Origin of the sequence: Paenibacillus puerhi (assembly GCF_009846885.1) — a bacterium.
Lineage (GTDB): Bacteria > Bacillota > Bacilli > Paenibacillales > NBRC-103111 > Paenibacillus_G > Paenibacillus_G puerhi.
This window is the reverse complement of the sequence record NZ_WUWM01000016.1, coordinates 60,103-81,703: the sequence shown is the minus strand read 5'-3', so window position 1 is coordinate 81,703 and position 21,601 is coordinate 60,103. Positions and strand designations below refer to the sequence as shown.

Annotated in this window: 13 protein-coding genes; 2 read left to right on the top strand and 11 right to left on the bottom strand. The window is 48.1% G+C overall.

All coding sequences use genetic code 11. The features are described 5' to 3' along the window. Positions 1-2: 2 nt before the first annotated feature. The 11 genes from GSF01_RS15830 to GSF01_RS15780 all read right to left on the bottom strand — a co-directional run bounded on the left by GSF01_RS15830 (position 3) and on the right by GSF01_RS15780 (position 19,000). Complete coding sequence (locus tag GSF01_RS15830) at positions 3-1,298, bottom strand: ABC transporter substrate-binding protein (protein WP_159885675.1); 1,296 nt, start codon at positions 1,296-1,298, stop codon at positions 3-5. Positions 1,299-1,353: 55 nt separating this feature from the next. Continuing rightward, positions 1,354-2,877 carry a response regulator transcription factor gene (locus tag GSF01_RS15825; protein WP_159885673.1) on the bottom strand — a complete coding sequence of 508 codons (1,524 nt, stop codon included), beginning with the start codon at positions 2,875-2,877 and terminating at the stop codon, positions 1,354-1,356. Continuing rightward, the gene (locus GSF01_RS15820; RefSeq protein WP_159885671.1) at positions 2,852-4,711 is read right to left on the bottom strand and encodes a sensor histidine kinase; all 1,860 of its coding nucleotides are present in this window, start codon (positions 4,709-4,711) and stop codon (positions 2,852-2,854) included. The genes GSF01_RS15825 and GSF01_RS15820 overlap by 26 nt, the downstream gene beginning before the upstream one ends. A gap of 472 nt (positions 4,712-5,183) precedes the next feature. Continuing rightward, entirely contained in the window at positions 5,184-7,439 is a 2,256-nt protein-coding gene (locus GSF01_RS15815) for a glycoside hydrolase family 95 protein (protein WP_159885669.1), read from the bottom strand. Between the two features lie 3 nt (positions 7,440-7,442). Continuing rightward, positions 7,443-10,538, bottom strand: a complete 3,096-nt coding sequence (locus GSF01_RS15810; protein ID WP_235941535.1) for a heparinase II/III domain-containing protein — start codon at positions 10,536-10,538, stop codon at positions 7,443-7,445. 116 nt (positions 10,539-10,654) lie between these two features. Further along, complete coding sequence (locus GSF01_RS15805; RefSeq protein WP_159885665.1) at positions 10,655-12,271, bottom strand: response regulator; 1,617 nt, start codon at positions 12,269-12,271, stop codon at positions 10,655-10,657. A 13-nt stretch (positions 12,272-12,284) separates the two neighbouring features. Further along, on the bottom strand, positions 12,285-14,060 hold the full coding sequence (locus GSF01_RS15800) for a sensor histidine kinase (RefSeq protein ID WP_159885663.1): 1,776 nt from the start codon (positions 14,058-14,060) through the stop codon (positions 12,285-12,287). Positions 14,061-14,263: 203 nt separating this feature from the next. After that, positions 14,264-15,754 (bottom strand): type 2 periplasmic-binding domain-containing protein, encoded by a 1,491-nt coding sequence (locus tag GSF01_RS15795; RefSeq protein ID WP_159885661.1) that lies wholly within the window; start codon positions 15,752-15,754, stop codon positions 14,264-14,266. Between the two features lie 164 nt (positions 15,755-15,918). Further along, entirely contained in the window at positions 15,919-16,611 is a 693-nt protein-coding gene (locus GSF01_RS15790) for a carbohydrate ABC transporter permease (protein WP_235941534.1), read from the bottom strand. A gap of 181 nt (positions 16,612-16,792) precedes the next feature. Beyond that, complete coding sequence (locus tag GSF01_RS15785) at positions 16,793-17,743, bottom strand: ABC transporter permease (protein ID WP_235941541.1); 951 nt, start codon at positions 17,741-17,743, stop codon at positions 16,793-16,795. A 126-nt stretch (positions 17,744-17,869) separates the two neighbouring features. After that, the gene (locus GSF01_RS15780; protein ID WP_159885655.1) at positions 17,870-19,000 is read right to left on the bottom strand and encodes a glycoside hydrolase family protein; all 1,131 of its coding nucleotides are present in this window, start codon (positions 18,998-19,000) and stop codon (positions 17,870-17,872) included. A gap of 230 nt (positions 19,001-19,230) precedes the next feature. Here GSF01_RS15780 and GSF01_RS15775 point away from each other — a divergent pair, with 230 nt between their 5' ends. Further along, positions 19,231-20,547, top strand: coding sequence for an ABC transporter substrate-binding protein (locus GSF01_RS15775; protein ID WP_159885653.1), 1,317 nt, complete (start codon positions 19,231-19,233; stop codon positions 20,545-20,547). 152 nt (positions 20,548-20,699) lie between these two features. Further along, positions 20,700-21,545, top strand: a complete 846-nt coding sequence (locus GSF01_RS15770; RefSeq protein ID WP_159885651.1) for an AraC family transcriptional regulator — start codon at positions 20,700-20,702, stop codon at positions 21,543-21,545. The last annotated feature ends 56 nt before the right edge of the window (positions 21,546-21,601 follow it).

Genomic DNA, 21,601 nt, shown 5'->3' with positions numbered 1-21,601 from the left:
CATTACTGCAGAGCTGCCCCATCCTTGAACGCTTTATCCATGGCAGTTAACATTTCTGCAATTTTCTTGCCCGCAAATACGTTTTGGATTTGTTGGAACATAATCGGCTGAACCGTGTTCGGCCATACGGAATCTAGGAAGGCATAACTTCCTACCTTCAACTCCTCCGTAATATCTTTAAGCGCCGGATCAAGTTCGGCAGTTACATCTTTATAAACCGAAAAGGAATTCGTCGCCTTCAGGATCGTTTGTGCGATCTCCTGACTGGCCAGAAACTCGAAATATTTTTTCGCTTCCGCGGGATGTTTCGTCTTTGCATAAATCCCGCCATAGATTGCCGGCATCGACGATACCCATATTTTCTCCCCAGCCTTGACATAAGGGAGCGAGAACATTCCCAGTTCAAGATTGGAATTTGCCGTTCGCAGCGCAGCAATACGGCCATGCAGCGTAACCGTCATTGCGATTTTTTCCGAAGCCATCGTTTGCATCACCAGGTCATTGGAAGTCCCGAGCGGATCTTTGTTGAAATATCCTTTTTCATTAAGCTCCAAGTAATCTTTCATCATTTGTTCCCAGGGGGAGCCTGTAAACGTTACCTTCCCTGCGTACATGTTGTTGTCGAAATCCGGTTGATTCCGGTAAATAGCCGAAGGCGCCATCGCGTACGGAATAAGCTGGGTTACGAATTGATCCTTCATTCCAAGCCCGAGCGGAGTGATCCCGGCATCCTTGATTTTTTGACACGCCGCCAGAAACTCGTCCCAATTGGTCGGTATGGCAATTCCCAGATTGTTGAATATTTTTTTGTTGTAGATGACGCCAATTACGTTTTGTCTGTTAGGCAGACCATACACTTTGCCATCCTTGCTGGAAACTTCTTTCGCCCCGTCCGTTAATCGGCTGACCCATGGCTGGTCGCTTAAATCCATGAGATAGCCGGCTTTCACAAAGGAGTCTTTTTTCGTTCCGGAATAAATGGTGAAAATATCCGGTGCATCTCCCGAAGCGAGTTTTGTTTTGATGACGGTTTCGAACTGGTCGACCGGCGCGGTTTGCAAATCGATTTTGATGCCGGGATTTTGTTCTTCGAAGATGCGGTTCACTTCCGGCATTACCGCCATATCCGAAGTATTGGCCATATACAATTTCAAGGTAACCGGCTCTTTCTGCTTGTCGGCAGGCGTTCCGGCTGTGCCGCCGGTCTCTCCCGCTCCGCCGCACGCCGTTGTCGTTAAAGCCAACGCCGCCATGGCCGAGAGCATGGACATTTTTTTGAAGCATGGAAACGGTCTCATTTTCAAGTTAACCTCCCCTTTTGTCTTTAACACATCTCTTATTTTAAAGATATCTTCATAGGTTGACGTTATAATTTTTTTCCGATACGGGGGGATTTTTTTTCTGTTTGCCGTACTCGCTGGGAGTTATCCCGAAGTTTTTCTTAAACAATTGGCTGAAATACTTGGGATCGTCATAACCGACGCGATGACTCACTTCCGCAAGGCTCAGCGTTCCGATATCGAGCAGAGACCTGGCCCGTTCCATACGGATCTCAAGCAAATAGTCGGAGAAATTGATGCCAAGTACCGTTTTGAACATTCTGGACAAATAGCCGGAGCTCACATGATGCTCCTTGGCGAATTGCTGTAGGGAATCAGGCGCTTCAAAGCTATGTTTGACTTGATGCATCAGCATTTGCACGAGCTCCCTCGCATCCAGATTGTTCGTTCCGAGTTTATTCAAGTACTCAAACAATTGCTGATGAAGCCAATCTCCCAGCTCGGTGTAGGATGTCATTTTTTTGATAGACGCTGTAATGTCGTCAACCTCTGCAATTTTTTTGCTAAGAGACTGAGTCAAATTGTACTGCAAGGCAGTGAGCATATCCGTTATGAAGATCACTAGCTCTTTTACGGTCAGCTGGCGGATCCTCAGCTCATTTATCATATTGTCGATTTCGGGCCTGACTTTTTGCAGTTCTCTTTTGGTTAAGTAAATTTCGAGCATTCTTACCTTCTCCCACGTTCGCGTGAGATCAGGATGAGTGTGCCGGGAATAAACGTCCGTGATCGTACTGGAATCGAGCCTCAGTTGCTGTTCGATTCTCTGAACTCCCGACGCATAGGCAGAATGAAAAGTCTCGTCGCTTTCCTTGATGAACGAAGTTGTATGAACGGAAGTGCTGGCTCGGCGCAAGGCCGCCTCATGGATTTTTCTCGCCCAGCCGCCAAGCTGATGGACGATGGCATCGTTAGACCGACACGGTACAATCACGCATTGTCTTTTGGAATCGGGGTATACGATGCGGGTTTTGGAAGGAAGCCCCTCCATGTCGCCGGCTTGAATTTGCAGATCAGGATCCCATACCTCGGAGCTACCTTCATTCCCCAAAAAGGACATCACCATGCCGCATGGCTCGCCTGCCAAATTTTCCGACGCATCGCTTGCTTGTCCAAGCAGCTCTCTGATCAATGTCCAATCGCTTAGCTTCTGTTTCTTCGCCATTTCCTCCTGAAGCTCGCAAATCGCTTTATCCACTGCCTGATGAAGAGCGCTATCTTTAAGCGGTTTAAGCAAATACTCTTTTACGCCGAGCTGCATTCCTTTGCGGGCATAGGTGAAATCGTCATAGCCGCTTATGATGATCGCCGCCATGTCGGGAAATTGCCGCTTTAAGGCTCCGATCAGCTCCAGCCCGTCCATTTGGGGCATCCGAATATCGGTAATGAGAACGTCGGGCCGAACTTCCCGGCATCGTTCCAAAATCTTAAAGGCGTTTTGAGCAGTATAAACGGAATGGCGGTCCTTATACGCCTGAAGCATGTATTCGATTTCCTCCAAGGCTATCAGTTCATCTTCCGCTACCAAAATATTCATTATTCTGCCTTCCCTCCATGTCCACGATATAATCTGAATATGGTACCGTTAAAACAACTCTTGTCCCGATGCCCGAGGCGCTTTGAATGCGAAGTCCAAACGTAGTGCCAAACAGCAGCTGCAGCCTCTTTTGTACATTCATAAGGCCGATGCCGAGTTTTTCCGGCGCATCCGAAAGATCGTCACCGCTGCCCGCAAGGTGGCGCCGGATCCTCTTCAGCCGCGCCTTCGGAATACCCGGCCCCGTGTCCATAACAGAGATGACAACCGTTTCTATGCTTTGCTGCCCGTCTTCGCTCCAGATCTTTCCGTGCCGTGCCGTAACTTCAACCTTACATCTGTCCAACGATTGTTCGACACCGTAAATCACCGCATTTTCCACTAACGGTTGGATGGAAAGCCGGACAACCTGGGACCGCATCAACGTCTCGGGCACATGGCAGCGGAATTCCAATTTGTTAGGAAAACGCAGTTCCTGAATGCGCATATAATTTCGGATATGCCCGATCTCTTCGCTCAAGGTTACCGTTCTTTTCCAATCCTGCAGGCAATAACGAAACAAATCGGCTAAAGATTCGGCCATGAGCGCCACATCCGGAACTTCCCGCTTACGGCAGAGCGCCTTCATAAGATTCAAGGTGTTAAACAGCATATGTGGATTTATCTGCGCCTGGAGCGCCTGAAGCTGCGCATCTTTTTCCCGAAGCTCCGCCTGGTACACCCGATGAATCAGATGATCCACACTTTCCAGCATCATGTTAAAAATGCGGGAAAGCTGTCCGATCTCATCCCGGTTGCCTCTCTCATATAAGCGCACTTTAAAATCTCCCATCTCAACCCGTTTCATTGTCACCATAACTTTGGATAACGGCCGGACCATTCTTGAGGCAAGATAATAGGAGACTACCGCGATGATGATGAGAAAGGAAATCCCGAGCCCTATCAGAAGGTTTCTTATTTTTACCGATTCCTTGACCGAGTCTGAATACGGCAGGATGGATACCGTTTTCCAATGCGTGCCTGACGATTCGAAGGCGGAGTATATGTATCGCTCCCCGTCCCACACCATAAGACCCGACTTTCCGTTAGAGCTCTGAACCGCCGCATCATCCAGCTTCTGTCCAGTCAGTCGGTGGTGGCTGTCAAACATTACGTTCCGGTCCTGCAGCACGATGTACCTTATCTTTAATTGCTGATCCAACTGCGAATTGTTTACGGTAATGGACCCAAAAAGCTCGGTTTTCAAGTCGATTTTCATGAATGCCAGACGCTTCCCGGTATCCAAATCGTTGATCGGGCGAATTAACGAAAAAACCGTCTCCGGATTCGCAATCGAAGCGGATGCCGATCCCGTCGGCATATAAAGCAGAACGGGAGCGCTGGTGCTTGACATCAAATCGTACCACGGCTCATCTCGGACATAAAACTTCGACCCGAGATCATCACCGCGAGAAAAATTGAAAACCCGGCCGTCTTCCGAGAAGATATTTACCCCTTGGATATAAGGCCACGGCGAAGACAGCAGCAGCATTCGATAGTTCATTTCGTTGTTATCTTCCTGCACCCCGAGCTCCGACGGTTTTCTGAGAACTCTTTGTATGATGGGATCGCTTAGAATGGACACGGATAATCTTTCGATATTCTGCATGTGGACATCCATCGTTATATTCATCTGACGGATCGTGGTATCCATTAAATTAAGCGTCCGTTGTTCGTAGTCCTTTGCCATTTTGTAATATACCAAGGTGCCGATCACGATAAGGCTGAAGCAGAACATAATGGATATGGCGGCGGCAATTTTATTTTTTAATCGCCAGTTGGCCCAATGCATCATCGCAAGTTGTCTCCTATTGTTTATTATGGGATTGCCGGAAATATAAGTGGCACATGTCGCATTGCTCAAGTCCCGTGACAAGAACCCCGAGCGGTTCGTCGTCTTGCAGATGGAAAGCGCTTTCGGATTAGAGCATCCAACTTCGAGCTGGGTTTCTTCATTCTAAGGGATACGACATCATCCGTAAAGTTGGAACCGGCTTCTTTCTTGAACGTTTCCGGCAAGCACTGTGCCCCCACAGGATGTACTGAATTTGGAGAAGGGACAGGACCTCATCTAAGCCAAAAGCTTCGGGCAATTCATCGTTTATGTTTACCAACAAGCCTTGGATAAGAAGCCTCTCCTCGACATTTTGCGTCATATAAAGCTCTCGGCCTAAAACACGACTTCAGTCGGAAACTTATCGAAATCAATCCATATTAAAAACGTTGCAAATAAAAAATCGGAGCCATAAAATAGCTCCGACAGTTGTCTATAAAGTATAACGCTTCCCTGCTTCCACTTGAAGCTCTATTACTGTTTCCCCCACTCGAATACGACAAATCCCGCTCTTCGATGCCGTGATGCTGGCCTCAAGCAGCTTCCCATCCTTCCAGACCATATGAACTGTATATCCGCCGCGAGCCCTTAAGCCGCGTATATGACCGTTCGCCCACTCCTCCGGCAAAGCCGGGAGCAGATGAAGGACACCCGAGTGACTTTGAAGGAGCATCTCCGCGATACCTGCAGTTCCCCCAAAGTTACCGTCAATTTGGAAAGGTGGATGGTTGTCGAACAAATTCGGCAAGGTGGAATGACTAAGCAAAGCCATCACATTCTCACGTGATTTCTTGGCATCCTGCAATCTGGCCCAGAAGTTGATGATCCAAGCCCGACTCCACCCCGTGTGTCCACCGCCGTTGGCCAGCCTGCGTTCCAGCGTTACGCGGGCAGCAGCCGCAAATTCGGGCGTCTCCTCCACCGTAAACTGCTCTCCGGGATACAAGCCGAACAAGTGGGAAATATGACGATGACCGGGCTCCAGCTCCTCGTAATCCTCCATCCACTCCTGAATTTGTCCGTGCTTGCCGATGGCCGGAGCCGGCAACCGCGTCAATATTTCCTGCCATTCCTTACGTAACAACTCATCACTGTCAAGAATCTCCGCACTTTCGATACACGCACTGATTAAGGCATGGATAATCTGAAAGTCCATGGAAGCCCCGGCACACATGACTCCTGATTCTCCATTCGGGAGAAGATAGGTATTCTCCGGAGATACGGACGGACAGGTAATCAAATGGCCATTCGAACCTTCTATCAAATAATCCATCAGAAAAAGAGCAGCTTCTTTCATCGTTGGGTAAGCGTCCCGAAGAAACACTTCATCTTGCCCAAACCGGTAATGCTCCCAAAGGTGAAGGCATAACCATGCCGCACCCATTGGCCAGAAGGAAGCAGGCAAGTAGGTGTCTTGAGGGGCTGTATCCGCCCACACATCGGTGTTATGATGAGCCGTGAAGCCGCGGCAGCCGTACATGACCTGCGCCGACACTCGCCCCGGCTCACGCATCTTTTCAATCATATCGAACAAGGGAAGATGACACTCTGCCAAGTTACAGTTCTCCGCCAGCCAATAGTTCATCTGGGTGTTAATGTTGATCGTGAATTTGCTGTCCCATGGAGGAAGAAAGCTTTCATTCCAAATCCCCTGAAGATTGGCAGGAAGAGACCCGGGACGACTCGAGGACATTAGAAGATACCTTCCGAATTGGAAGTAAAGGGCCACAAGTCCAGGATCGTCCTTTCCTTGCTTCACAAGCTCCAGTCGTTCGTCCGTTGGTAATGAGCTAGTTGACGAATCAGCCCCGCCAAGGCTAAGCTCCACCCTGCTGAATAAGGAACTATAATCCACGAGATGACGCTCCAGCAGTTCTGGATAGGCCCTGCCGGATGCCGCTAGAGCAATCTCCTTCCCTGCCTTCTCAGGATCATCAAAGCGTAAGGTGGTTGCGCCTGCAATTACCAAAGTCACTTGATCCGCCTGCTCGATTACCAAGTGCTCACCGATCGTACGTACGCTGCCCCCTTCCTGGACGGATTTCATGACGGCAACGAACTCGCCCCCGCCTGCGCCCCCGCAGTTTCCTCTCATAACCAGTCCATCTTGACCCCACTTGTCGGTCCGCTCCAGGTACTTCCACCGATTCCGGTTAAAACGCGCTTGCAAGGAAATGCTTCCCGGCTTATCCGCACGGATCCTGATAACCATGACTTGATCAGGATAGCTTGCGAACATTTCCCGAAAGTACCGGACTCCATCAAGCTCATAACAAACCGTTGCCGTTCCTCGATTCAGATCCAGCACTCTTCGGTAACCGGCAGCCTCCTGTCCCGTCCCCGGGAAGAACAACTGCAAGTCCCCCAGAGGCAAATAATGCCGCTGACACTCAGGCAAGCCGGGCAAGGCCAGCGAAGCCAGCTCCTGAGCCTCTCTCAGCCTGCCGGCCAAGATCAATTCCCGAATCCTGGGTAGATTCGGCAGCGCATCCGGATTGTTGCGATCTCGCGGCCCGCCATACCAGACCGAGTCTTCATTAAGCTGGATACGCTCCTTCTCTACTTGCCCGAACACCATGGCGCCGAGCCGCCCGTTCCCTATGGGCAGCGCTTCGTTCCACTCCGCGGCCGGCTGCCTATACCAAAGGGTTAAGCCGTCTTCCTTCTTCGTTTGCTCCGTTGATGGCATCTGTTAGGCCTCCTTTAAGTTATTATCCAAAATAAGAATTGTATAGCTGTCTCCATCAACCGCAATGGATAAGCTTTGTCCTTGCAACACGGCGTGAATAGGAGCTTGCTCCCTTCGTTTTGGATATAATACAGTCAAGAAGCCGTGCTCGGCATCTGCCGTTGCCCGTATATAATCCATCATACTTACCTCCGGATGTCCGCTATCGAAGAATGGGGTGGAACGTCCCTTTTCGAGCCAAATTCGTTTCACGTCACCCAAGAAGATCGTTTCCAAATCAACATCGTATACTCCCTCGGAATAAATGCGTTTCCCGTCTATTATCGATCGTTTGGAGGCGACCGGTAAACTGAACAGAACCTCACCTTGGAATTCCTCAACCTGGTCTTGAATGACATAGACGTCAGGCTGACGCAAGTACCAGACCCTGCGAATGTGTCTGCCGCTGCTTTCCGGATTCACAATTTCGATGGTGATGCTTTCCAGCTCGCCTCCCACGCTGGTATGTAAAACACGACTCGAGCTCGGCCCATCAACCCAGCCCCGCTCAAGGCTGTATGTTCCGGCAGTAAGATTAATCATCCCGCCGCCGTCCTTTTCTACGACTTGCCGCTTGGTAGAAAACTGCAGGCAAGCATGGGAATAAGAGCTTAAGTGCCAGCTTGTGCTGCTATTGAAATACCCTTCGATTCCGGAATCCATGACAAGAGGAACTGAATCCTTGTAGAGGATAAAAGAACCCTGGTCCAGATGACCATGACCAATCTTCTCGGGACTCGACATGATGGAAAAATAGCTTTGCTTCTCCGTGCCGAAGCCTTTTCTGAATATGTAGATACCGGACTGCTTCAGCTTGTCCGTTGATTCCAGCATAAGCTGCTCTCGAGGCTCGTACTCATCGGCGATACTAAGAAAATTGTTAAACACTATGGCTTCTCCCCAAAGTCTTTGAACGGGTGACCCCGCACAGCGCCAGGTGAGATACATCCGATCGGCCAATGGCTTATCCAGCCTTGCAATATCGGCGAGATAAGTACTGAAGTACGCAAACTCCGAGCCGTCCCCTAGTGCATGGTCCCCAAACGGCGGAGTCGCAATCCGATTATCGAAATAACGATAAGCCGGTGTTTGCGTCTGCACTGCGAATTCGAACATACCAGCGAGTGGCGTAGTAGAAAACCAGTCCTCACCCATCATGTGCTGAACGACTTTCGCATACCCTGCGAAGCGCTCCAGCGCCGCATGATGGTAGCGAATGGACTCCGGCCAAGAATGATCCGGATTCACGTTCAGCTTCAGCTGTGCTTCCAGTACCCTATGCGCATTATAAAGCCACGCCTTCCGATGCGGGAAATCGTCCAGTACGAGCATCATATAAGCCGTCCCGACACACATATCCGTCTGCCAGTTGCTGCAGCCATGCTCAGCTTCTTCGGGCAGCAGCTCCGTACGGTCTCTGAGGTCAAGCATGTATCTCAGCACATACTGAACGAGAGCATAGAATTGCTGCTTCTCCTCGGGTGAGAACACGCCGGCGCATTTGATTAGGGAATAGGTTGTCGCCGCGCTGCATAGCATCCGGCCTCCCTGTACGGCTCCGTACGAATCACTTCCCTGCGGTCTCAGATTGGTGACGAGCCAATGCTCCGCCCCTTGACAGAAGTCATTCAACGTGTACAAGAGCTGATGCTTCGCTTTCTGTGCGTAGGTGATGTCACCGGTAAAAGCATATTGAATCGAGTCGCATTGCATGGTTAGCAGGAAGCAAAAATTGGGGAGAGACGACTTCCGGTTAAAGGAATAGATAAACCGGTCAACTTCCATGCCGACGGCATTTTTAAAAACGAGCTCAGCTTGAAGGCCCTTCCTTAGTTTTCCGTCAAGCTTGGCGGCGAAGGTTAACGTGTACCGTCCTCCAGCTTCGACGGACAGGTCCTCCGTGTAAGTCCACGCTCCCTCATCATGGCATGTAGGGTTACAGATATAAATCGAACGCATGTTCATTTTTGAATCTATAGAAACATCCGTTCTTTCTCCGCCTCCGGAATAAGGGTACGTCCCTTCCCACTTCAGGATGGGACAGCCCTTTCGGGCTTCAGGCTTCCAGTAAAGCGGTCCTTTATCCCCTCTCTCAAAGCCGCTATTGCGAATGTCCAGGCTTTCCCCCTGCGCCGAGCTAATTTCAACATTGTCAATCCACACATGCCCAAGACCATCCTGTTCATTCTCCTCAGATGGCAAAAGGAAGTGAAGCTCTGCCGATACCGCTTGCTCCGGTACAGTAAAATTAACAATTTTATCCGTAGAGCTCCATACATAAAAATGCCGATTGATCTCCTCGTAATCCGCATGTTCCTTCATGATTAAGGCCGATGCCTTCTCTATGTAGGACAGACTATATCGGTCCGATATACTTTTCACACGGCTAGCCAGCTCTTGAAGCACAGGGCTCCTCGCTATGTTCGACTGGATTCTCTTCATGGCTTCCTGCGTTACATATAAGTTGGAGGCAGGATCAATTTCTGTCCGAAGTATTCTCGAATGCCGAAAATCCCGTAGACAGTTAAACCCGTTTACAACAGCAAGCGCGAGCTCACTCATTCCTTGCGGGTCGTCCTTTCGAGAAGCAGCCGAACTTAAGCGGTCAATGGCTTTAAGCAGGTTATCCTTAGCGGCCGCATCGACATGTCCCACTTCTTTGCCGATGACAGCCGAGGCAAGCAGCTCCTCTGCTTTAGCAATAATCATACCTGCATGGCCAGTCAGCTGGTCCGCATCCCAGTTCCGGACATCCTGCTGTTCAAAGCAAGCCAAAGCTGCCTCAAGACCATATTCGTGATATCCCTGTTCACCGTTGTAGGAGGGCGCCCTGGTGTACCTTTTCGTAGCAAAGAGTACATCTTCTTCTTCACGCGGAGCATAAAATTGCCGGTTTCTTGTAAAGGGGAGCTGTCCCTTTCCCTCTAAGACACAGACGGCAGACTCGACCATGTCCGTCAGTGCCAGCTTCGCACCTTCCGTGAAAAATTCACCCTCATGATCCAGAAGCTCCCTCGATCGATGGACCAGCGATTGCAAATATTCTTGATTTTTCGTCACCCTATCCTCAACTCCGTATCCCGATTGTACGTTCCGCATTTTCACCCATACCTTACCACGAACCACAGAGCCGGTTGAGGTGAAAAACAACTTTATCGTTTAGAAATCCAACGATATTATTTAGACACATACAATGTTCGGAACTCCGTAGGGGTCATGCCCGTTTTTTTCTTAAAGACATCGCTGAAATAGGACTTCTCTTCATAGCCGACGGCACTTGCCACATCCTGCAGCGGCGCCCCTTCGAGAAGCAGAAGCTTCGCCTTATCGATCTTTTCATTGACAACGAACTGCATGACGGACTGCCCTGTTACCTTCTTAAACAAATTGGCGTAATAGCTTGCGCTTAGATGAACTTGACGGGCATAATCGCTTACCGATTCGTTAAGATGAAGGTGGTCCCGTATATAAGCTATGGAGCTCGTAATGGCCCCTTGCGCTTCTTGGACTTGTTGATTGTGAAACAGCTTACAATAAAACAAGCAAATATCCGTGACCAGCTTCCGCATACTGCCGACATGGGACGAGGTTGGGGAGCTTAGCTCCTGCAGCTTATGTTCAATAAATTGCCTGTCTTCCTTGTTCTCCACTTCACCGATGGAACGGTTGCAGGATAACACCAGTTCCATATATAACCGCTTCGTCTTATCCGGAGACGGAAGACGCTCCAGATAATCCCATTCCGAGAACACTTGCTCAAGAGCCTCCACCGTTTTCTCCGCATTTCCCGAACGGATGCAGTAGAACAACTCCTTTTCTTTCTCCGCCGGATACCTCACATCAACCGCTGATTGAAGCCGAATGGTATCACCATAATAAAAATAGCTGTTTCCCCCGGTGTGAAAGCTGTAAGAAAGTGCTGTCATCGCTTGCTGATACGCGATTGGCAGCTCATGCAAATCAGCAGCTGTCATGCTGATCCCGGTAGACACCGTACATTTGGAGTAGGATGCTACATTCGCACAGCAGGCTTCCGCAATCCGGATAGATTTGTCAGGGTTATCCGAATTCAATATACACACCAGCCGATTGACCCCGTCCCGGAATACAATGCCCGTCGTAAAGCTTCGAACGGTCTCTTCCAGGATGTTCTGTACGGAAAACCGTATCAGTTCGATTTCATTAACGGGCAGCGCCAGGTTATTATCATAAAAATGGTCGATCTCTACCACCAATATGGCGCAGTTTTTTGCGTCCATATCCATTTGAAGAAAGTCCCAGCGTTTCTTTACGTTCTGGGGATTCGAGGAGTACCGTACCAGAAGATAGAGATATTCCTGCCGAAGCAGAGGCATGCTTTCCCTTACCTTCCGTTCGAGCTCTATGGTGTGAAGCCGCTGCTCGTGCTGTTGATCAAGAAGAGATTTGGCTTTCATCGCCAGATCGATAATCTGTTGAGGAGCAAAAGGCTTGAGCACGTAATCGAAGGCACCCATTCGAATCGCAGATTGAGCTTGCTCAAAGTCCGTATGACCGCTAATAAAGATGATTTTAGAATTCGGCAACAGCGAAAGTACGTTCTCCACCATTTCGATGCCGCTGAGCTTAGGCATACGTATATCCGTAATGATAATATCAGGCTTCGTTTCTTGTAGCAGACGGAGTCCTTCCTCTCCGTTATAGGCAGTGCCCGCAACCCGAATCCCTATGCTTTCCCAGTCGATTCGGTCTGCGATCCCGTTGACCACTGCTTTCATATCGTCGATAACTACCATGGAATACGTTTGTTCCATAAAGGCTTCGCTCCTAATTCTGGATGAAAGTTTTTCCTGTGGTATGAAGTGGAATTCTTAATTCGATCATCGTGCTCTGAAAGGGAACGCTGTTCATATACATGGATGCCTCGTCACCATAGTAAAGAATGAGCCTGTTATATATGTTTCTTAGTGCATAACTTTTGCTCTTGTTCAGCGGGTCTGTGAGTTCCACCCATATAGCCGATGTGTCAAAACCTCTTCCATTATCTCTTACCGACATCAGTAAATGAGTAGAGGTGCTGGTTAAGGAGAGGTTAATCTCCCCTTTATAATCGACATCCTTCAAGCCGTGAATGATCACATTCTCAACTAGCGGTTGTAGAAGCAGCTTGAGCACCGGCAGACTCTTCACTTCTTCCTCGACATGAACCGAGTATTCAAACAGATCCTCGTAACACTGCTCCTGAATTCGTAAATATTGTATTACATGCTCTAATTCTCTCTCCACTGTAGTCAGCTCGTTGCCGTTATTAAGACCGAGTCGAAACAGAAGAGACAATGAAATGATCATATTTCTCACATTTTCCTGATCGTTGTACTCTGACTTCCATAGGATCATATTTAACGTGTTATACAAAAAATGAGGATCGATCTGCGCCTGAAGAGCTTTAATTTCCGCAAGACGCTTCTGATTCTCTACCTCCATGACCTCCAGAATCAACTGTTGAATACGATCAAGCATCGAGTTGAAGCGCCAGCCTACTTGGGTCATTTCATCCTGATATTTGCTGGAGAAACGAACAGTTAGATCGTCCTGCTCAACACGCTTCATCAAGAATTGAAGCTTATTCAAAGGAATCAGCAGCGTCCTTGTTACCTTCGGAGTGAACCAGAGGGCAAACAGCATGAAGATCAGCATGGTGCCCATCGTCATCCATTTTATTAACTGGATATCCTCGAGCAGCTTGGCTTTCGACTGTAACGTGACGACCATCCAACGATCCGGGAACGAAACGGCGGAATAATTGACAAAGTAATCTACGTCCTTAAAGGTATATTCAAAGTTACCCCGATCGGAGATCAGCTGCTCCATGAATGCAGGATCTCTTCCCACCCCATCCAAAGGGCTCCCTGTTTCAAACGCAAGCTTACGGCTCTCGTTGAACACAATAGTGGCTCCGTCTTCGTTACCCGTATTCTCTGTTAAATACCCGCTAATGGAGCTTTCTCCTACATTCACTAGAATTTGCGTATCCCTAACGGGCTGCTGCCAAAGCGGCTGCAGCATCAGACTCAGAACCTTTTTATTCCCCCCAAAGAAAGGATCCGTGTGGGCCTCAAGCCAGCCCGGAAGCCTCTTGTCATTATATTGCTCATAAATCGGACTTCCCTTAAAGGGTACTTCCTTCAACCTGTCATCGTTGGTAGCGTAAAACTCTCCTGCGGGAGTATGAATCAATATCGACTCTATAGAGGATTCGATAAGCTTCATTTGGAAAATAGAGGTTTGCAGCTGGTTAAGCAGCTTAAAATAATCGTAATAAAGGACCTCCTCCTTCGAGGAGGCCATCGTGAGCACATCGTTGAACGACTGACTCGACATGAAGGTAAGAACGGCCAATCTGATTTTGCGAAGCTTCTCCTCCAAGGCTTGTGCCGATTTATTCACCGTATTTTGGCTGAGAGCATACGCTTTGCGTTCCATCATAACGGATGCAATATAATACGAAGTCGTACCGGAGACCCAGATGGCCGTTAATGTGAAAAAAACAAGCGCCAGCCATACCCGTGTCTTGAACGAGCTTGAATACAACCAAGATTTCATATGATGTCAACGCTCCTCAGACCGATTGTTACTACGATCTTACTGTAGGCCGGGTCACAAATACAAGACTAGGATAAACGGCTTCGCCGTCCATTGGGCGGCGCGTTTACCGATGGTCATGCGAAGCAGCATGAGACCAGCGAAATACATTTATATATGACATAAAAAGGGAGATGACGTCTCGTCCCTCCCGATTCCAATCATTACTTGCTCTTATAGCGGTCGTATGCCGCTTGATAAGTTTTAAGCAACTCGTCGACATTTTTCTTCTTCAGCTGATCGATGTAGCTTGCGAAGTTGGCGTCAACACCCTCTCCGCCCATCACCCATTTTTGGCTGACTTCAGTTACATATGTGTCAATGGAAGGCTTTAATTCGTTGATACGCTTTTGCTCGCTCTCGGTAAAGGTTAATGTAGGAAGCGTGTAGTTGGATGAGATATAGTTGTTGTCTTGATATTCCTTAATTCCTGCGAGAGCAATCTTGTTCGTCCACTGCTCTTCGTAGCTGAAGTCCTGCCACACTCCCATCGAAGAGCTCTGAGCACCATAGACTTGCTGAAGATGCCCCAATACGTTAGGCTGGCTCAACACCTGCTCAGTAAACGTCGGTTTGCCGTTTACCATTGTATAGGACTGACCTTCTACACCGAAGTTCCACAGTCTTCTTCCTTCCTCTGTAAACCAGTAATCGAAATACTTGATGGCCATAACAGGATCCTTCGTTTTGGCGGATATCGCCCAGCCGTTCCCACTAAGCGCCGCTCGCAATCCCGGTTCCACCACTTTGCCGGATGTGCTTGCCGGTGGGGCCACAGGGATGAAGTTCAAATCGGGTACATCCTTCTTGAGGGAGGTATTGTAATTGGACGTGCTTGCAAACCAGTCATGGGTGGAGCCCCCAATATTGTTCGCAAGAAGAATATCCCTTGTTTTTCCACCCCGCGTATAGATTTCTTGATCGATCAAGCCTTCTTTGTACCACTTGGCAATATTCGCAATGCCTGTCTTATACTGTTCTTCGTAGGGTCCGAAAACGATCTTGTTATCCTTAATGTAAAGCGTATGGTAAGCATCCCACAGCGGAAGCAACTGGTAAGCTCCGGTGTCCGTATAACGGTTGAAATAGGGCACTTCATCCGGCTTACCGTTACCGTTAGGATCCTTTTCTTTAAACGCCTTCAATACTTGATAATACTCGTCGACCGTCTTCGGAGCTTGTAAACCCAGCTTATCCAGCCAGTCCTTGCGGATGAACCACCCGGTTGTAGCTTTACCGTCAGCTACGAAAGGAACCGTATAAATCTTCCCGTCGGGTGATGTAATGGCTTGCCTGACATCTGAACGCTGCTCTAAAAATTTCTTCAAATTCGGTGCATGTTTATCGATCAGCTCGTTCAGAGGCTGCAAGGCTCCCTGCGCTGCAATCGCATTTAAATCCCCAAGCTTATAGCTGATAAGATCCGGAATATCTCCCGAGGCGAGCATCAGGTTATAGGCCTGCTTCTCGTCACCACCGGTCGGGGCCACATTGGACAGACTCACATTCGTTTTTTCTGCGGCCTTCTTAAATATCGGCAAATCGGCTTTGAAGTTTCCTGATGCATCGAAGTAAAAGATTTTTAAGGTTACAGGGCTTGTGCTGGCCTGTGAACCGCTTGTAGGTGCCGGAGCAGCTTCTCCCTGCTTGGACATCGGTGGCTCACTCTTGGTACAAGCTGAGACCAGGGCTGTACACAACAGCAAAGATGTAAAAGCCATCATTCTTTTTTTCATGTCTTTCTTCCTCCCTTTTCTATGTTCCTATATGTGATCGGGGCAAACAGTAGGTCATTCCCGAAAGCACCGTGGACCAAACGTTATCCTTTCAAGGAGCCGATCATGACGCCCTTGACGAAATACTTCTGAATAAACGGGTAAACTGCTATGATGGGGATAATGGCCACGATAATCGTCGCATATATAATCGTTTCACCTACGGAAAAAGAAGCGTCAGCCATCATGGATTCGGAGGGCTTCATCTGAACGACCAGCCGGTTCAGCAGCACCTGCAGCGGCAGTTTATCCGGATCCTTCAGCAGCACCATCGCCCAGAAATACCCGTTCCATCTGGATACGGCATAGAAGAGACCGATGGTTGCAATGGAAGCTTTGGATAACGGTATAACAATTCGAAACAGGATGGAAGCATCTCCGGCCCCGTCGATCCGTGCAGCTTCCTCCAGCTCCTCAGGGATCGACTGGAAGAACGTCCGAAGAATAATAAAATTAAAGGTACTAATGGCAAAACCGATAATGATAGCCATTCTGGTGTCAATTAAATGGAGGTCCCTAAAGTTCAAATACATGGGAATCGTGCCGGGACCGAAGATGAGTGTGAAGGAGATCAGCAGATTAAAAAAGGTCCGGCCCATCAACCGCTTCTTGGAGAGAGCATAAGCCCCGCAAACGGTCAGCACGAGGCTGACGAACGTCCCGACTACGGTATAATAAATGGTGTTCAAGTATCCCGTAATGATGCCCTTTTCAGCAAAAACTGCCTGATATGCCATAAAGGTAATTTCTCTTGGCCACAACAGTACTTTCCCCGTAACGACCGCCTGAGGCGAGCTAATGGATGCAGACAGCACATATACAAACGGATATAATGCAAGCAGTGCCAAGATTGAAAGCAGCACATAGTTACATGCATAGAATATTTTTTCCCCGCGACTTTCCAGCATTGCCCTTCACCTACCATAATCCGTTGTCGGTATATTTTTTACTAAGCCAATTAGAGAACATAATTAGGAGAAAGCCGACAATGGAGTTGAACAGTCCCACCGCCGCTGCCATATCATAACGTCCGTTAACAATACCTTCACGATACACATAAGTGCTGATAACGTCCGCCGTATTGTAGGTAGCCGGTTGGTAGAGCAGGATAATCGCCTCATAGCCTACCTCTAGCAGTCCTCCCACCTTGAGAATCAGCAGGATCATGACCGTCGGCAAAATGCCCGGCAGCGTAATATGCAACGTACGCTTCCACTTGTTCGCACCGTCGATCACAGCCGCTTCATACAGCTCCGAGTTGATACCCGCAAGGGCTGCCAGGTAGATAATGGCTGAGAAGCCCGCCTCCTGCCAGATTCCCATAGAAATCAGGATGGTACGGAAATATTCGGGGATCGCCAGGAAGTAGATCTTTTCTCCTCCCAACATCTCGATGACCTGATTGACCAGGCCGTTGCTGGGGGACAGGAAGTTCGTAACAATTCCGCTGACGATCACAATCGAAATAAAGTGAGGCATATAAGTAAACGTCTGAACCGTTTTCTTAAAAAAAGCATTTTTTACTTCGTTCATTAATAATGCTAGGAGGATGGGCACTGGAAAAGCAAAGATGATGCTGTAGAGACTGATCATAAGCGTATTTTTGAGAATACGCAGAAAGTAGTCGCTACCTAGAAATTGCTCGAAGTGCTTTAACCCGACCCATGGACTTCCTTCTATACCTCGAAATACACTGTAGTCCTTAAACGCGATCTGGATTCCGTACATGGGCTTGAAAACAAACATCGCATACCATAGAAGGAACGGTATTAATAATAAGTAGAGGAAACGGTCCCTTTTCAGCTTGGACCATACAAGCGATAGTCCCGTTGCTGCCTGGGTACGTTTGATCGTGATTTCGGTTTGCACTTCCAACGGTGTTCACTCCTTTAGTTTGCTGATCACCTTGTAATATGATTATAAGGTGTTATTGATCGATCGTAGAGGCAAGATTCTATGCTGTAAGTGGTTAAATCCTACGATTTAGGCTGATCCTCACCAGAGGTACAAATCGTTGCCCTTCAGTTTCATTACAGCCTCCATAAAAAAGTAATCACCATAAATGATTGCAGAATGATGGTTTTCTCGATGATAGGCTTCGGAGCCTTTCAGCAGGATACTGTCGGTGCTTGCTGTCCAGTCGCAGCGGTGATCGTCCAAGGTTTTCAGCAGCTTTAGTGCAGCCTTTACATAGGTATCTTGCTCCAACGGCGGCACCACCTTGGCGATCTCGATCAACCCGCACGCTGCGATAGCGGCGGCCGTAGAATCTTCATAAGCTGGCTCCTTTGGCTGCCTGAAATCAATCGGAATGATCCCATTATCCGGTATATTAGACATAAAGTAATGCGCAATCCTCTGGGACGTATGCAGATATTGTTCCTTCTGTGTATGGAGATAGCTCATTATAAATCCGTATAATCCCCAGGCTTGTCCTCTTGTCCACGAGGAGTCTACTCCGTATCCTTGTCCGCCATGTGTTCTTACTACTCCACCTTGGAACGGATCAAATTCCACAATATGATGCACCGACCCGTCCGGTCTTACGAAGGCGATCATAGCCGTATCGGCATGCTTCATTGCGATTTGGGTGAAGCGAGGATCGCCCGATTCCTTGGAGGCCCAATAAAGCAAGGGGAGATTGAGCATACAATCGATGATAGCCCAGCCCCGGCAGTCTTCTCCATCGATATCATTCCAGGCACGAATAAAGCCCCCGGCCAAATTAAACCGTCCGGCCAGCAGGTTGGCCGCATGCAGCGCTCTTTTTCGTGACTCCGGATGGTTCGTCACTCTATAACGAGCTACACTGGTTGGCAACCACATAAACCCTACATCGTGGTGCAAGCCATAGAATCGCCGAAAGCACTCATCCAGCTTATCTTCCGAAATTTCAGCGATTTCTTTGTATTTGTTATCGCCTGTTACGTGGTGCATCAGCCACATCATGCCGCCCCAAATGCCGTTGGTCCACCAATCAATATCCGTAAGCGAACGATCGTCATGGGTTCCGTTTATAGTCGTATACGGAATTTTGTCTCTTGATTTGTCACTGACCCACTCCATCTTAGTTACAAGCTTGTTCAATACAGCTTCTACCCATTGTTGTTCGCTGGCGTTCAACATCTCTTTGCCTCTCTCTCCTATTTATCTTCTATACTCCAGTCTTTACAATAACATGACCAATTTCCACTCATGGAGGGAGGATACTACTTTTAAATCAGGAAATCCTATGTTCCTTGCCAAATCACAAAAATTGTCTACACAACAGCAATTTCTGGCGAGATGATGTAATGAAATCTTGATACGATGCAAAATGTAAATGCTTACATAAATTCTCAGGGGAGGTCATTTGAATGCATCATTGGAAGAAGCTGTCCATGTTTGCCATATCATCCATGCTTCTGCTCACTACAGCTTGTGGTGGGGAGGGAGCACCCGGTAGTACCATTGCTTCGGAAAATAGCGGTCCGCCCACACCCAAGAGCGATCCGGTAACACTCAAGATTTATACCGCCCAAGGCCCGTATGTCAATGAGGATACGTTCGATAAAGACATCGGCAGATTCATTAAGGCCAAATTTCCTCACGTTACTATCGAGCATGTTCATAAAGGGAAGGGACAGGAATATACGGATCTCATTGCAGCAGGAAACATTCCCGACATTATTTACGAAACCACCAGCTGGGCGGAACGCAATATCATTACGAACGACCTGCATTACGACCTTTCAGGCTTGATCAAACATTACAACTTTGATATGGGCCGTTTAAACCCCGCTGTGATTGAGGACGTTAAAAATTCCAATCAGGATAACAAAATCTACGGAATTCCTTTTAATACGGGCAGCTTCCTTCTGTTTTATAATAAATCGATCTTCGACCGCTTCGGAGTGCCGTATCCTAAGGATGGCATGACGTATGACGAAGTATATGAGCTTGCCAAGAAGCTGTCCAAAACCGATAACGGGGTTGTATATAAAGGCTTTCAAGCACACACGGGAATTATGGCCGGCTTCAACCAGCTCTCGCTCTCCAATATGTCCGCTACCGAGGATAAACCGACTCTTAATACAGAGCCTTGGAGGAAGTTGGTAGAAAATTACGCCCGTTTTTTTCAACTGGAAAATAATCCTTACACCTTCATCGATGAGTTTCCTAAGGGTGAAATGGCGATGGCGCTTCATACGACGGAGAAGATTGTCCACTGGTATAATGCCAACACCGCCTTGGATTTCGATGCCGTTACGACACCCACCTTCAAGGAAGCACCGGGAACGGGCTTTATGCCCAATTCACAGTCCTTTTTTATAACAAGCCAATCGAAATATAAGGAACAAGCGTTTGAGGTGATCGCGCATCTATTGTCCGATGAGGTTCAAACCGAGTTGTCCAAGAGCGGCTGGATCACTCCACTATTGAAGCAAGAAGTTCGTGAAAAATATGGTCAGGATTATCCACACTTAAAAGGAATGAATACCAAAGCAATCTTTGCTCTGAAGAACGCAAGTCCACCTCCCGCACGGAAAAGCGGTCTGGTTATTCATAATCCCAACATGACGCGTGTATTTGATCTGATCCTGAAGGAACAAAAGGACGTGGTTACGGCACTTCGTACGGTAGAGGAAGAATCCATTCAAAAAATTAATGAACTGAAGGCTGCAAAGAAATAAACCTTTCGCTAGCAAAATGGCTGCTTATCGTCAGATAAAAGCAGCTTTTTTGTTATTTATCATAGATATTCCGTTTGCCCGGATCCTGCTCATTATTCATAATGATGAGTAGTTACCCATTTTCATATGATCCATTTGGAGGAGGATTGGTTTTGGCATACCGCGAATACCGGAAATACCCCGATGAATTCCCGTTTAGTTGTTATCTCAAAAGCGGCGGCTTCCACTATCTGCCCCATTGGCATACGGAAATTGAGATGTTGTATGTGCTGCAGGGGACCTTTACCATGACCATCGGTCAGAAGATGTACCAGCTTCAACCTGGGGACATCGCGATATGCGACAGCGGCGATATTCATCATTATCACGGCAGCGGAAGCTCATCCGCCAAGGCGATCCTGTTGCTGTTTCATCCGAAGCTGATAGGCATCAAAGCGGGGGAACGTTCCCCTTTTTCCGTTTACAACCATATTGTGAAGCTGGAGCATTTCGACGACGAGAAGAGGGCAGAACTCGTGGCAGGCTTCAGAAGAGCGCTCGAGGAATTCACCCTTCAATCCGAGGCTTGGGAAATGTATACCGTTTCGGAAATCAATCGAATTTGCGGTACCCTAACCCGGCATCAACCGAATGTACAGCCGCATTTTCAAGATAAGTTCGCGGAAGTAGAAAGCTCTGAAATCATCCAGCAGGTGCTGCGCTACCTCGAGCAAAACTACAACCACGAAAATTCACTTATGACCCTTTCAAAAACCTTTAACGTCAGTCCTTACCACCTTTCCCGCTTGTTCAACAAGTGCGTAGGCATGAATTTTCGTTCTTATCTGAATCGTCTTCGTATCCTGCAGGCCGAGCAGTTGATTAAAACAACCAACGAATCCTTATGCTCCATTGCATTTCATTGCGGCTTTGAAAGCGTTCGCTCCTTTAATCGATCCTTCAAGGCAGTGCTTGGAGAAGCTCCCTCTTCGTTACGTAAGCACAAGGAAATCCCGTAATTCTAAAATATATGAAAATGAACCTTAGACAGGCTTATCACACCGCTAAGGTTCAT

Coding starts and splice junctions, on each gene's coding strand:
- GSF01_RS15780 (WP_159885655.1), bottom strand. CDS start 19,000: ATGTTGAACGCCAGCGAACAACAATGGGTAGAAGCTGTATTGAACAAG.
- GSF01_RS15790 (WP_235941534.1), bottom strand. CDS start 16,611: ATGGCATATCAGGCAGTTTTTGCTGAAAAGGGCATCATTACGGGATAC.
- GSF01_RS15830 (WP_159885675.1), bottom strand. CDS start 1,298: ATGAGACCGTTTCCATGCTTCAAAAAAATGTCCATGCTCTCGGCCATG.
- GSF01_RS15815 (WP_159885669.1), bottom strand. CDS start 7,439: ATGCCATCAACGGAGCAAACGAAGAAGGAAGACGGCTTAACCCTTTGG.
- GSF01_RS15775 (WP_159885653.1), top strand. CDS start 19,231: ATGCATCATTGGAAGAAGCTGTCCATGTTTGCCATATCATCCATGCTT.
- GSF01_RS15800 (WP_159885663.1), bottom strand. CDS start 14,060: ATGAAATCTTGGTTGTATTCAAGCTCGTTCAAGACACGGGTATGGCTG.
- GSF01_RS15825 (WP_159885673.1), bottom strand. CDS start 2,877: ATGAATATTTTGGTAGCGGAAGATGAACTGATAGCCTTGGAGGAAATC.
- GSF01_RS15795 (WP_159885661.1), bottom strand. CDS start 15,754: ATGTCCAAGCAGGGAGAAGCTGCTCCGGCACCTACAAGCGGTTCACAG.
- GSF01_RS15820 (WP_159885671.1), bottom strand. CDS start 4,711: ATGATGCATTGGGCCAACTGGCGATTAAAAAATAAAATTGCCGCCGCC.
- GSF01_RS15805 (WP_159885665.1), bottom strand. CDS start 12,271: ATGGAACAAACGTATTCCATGGTAGTTATCGACGATATGAAAGCAGTG.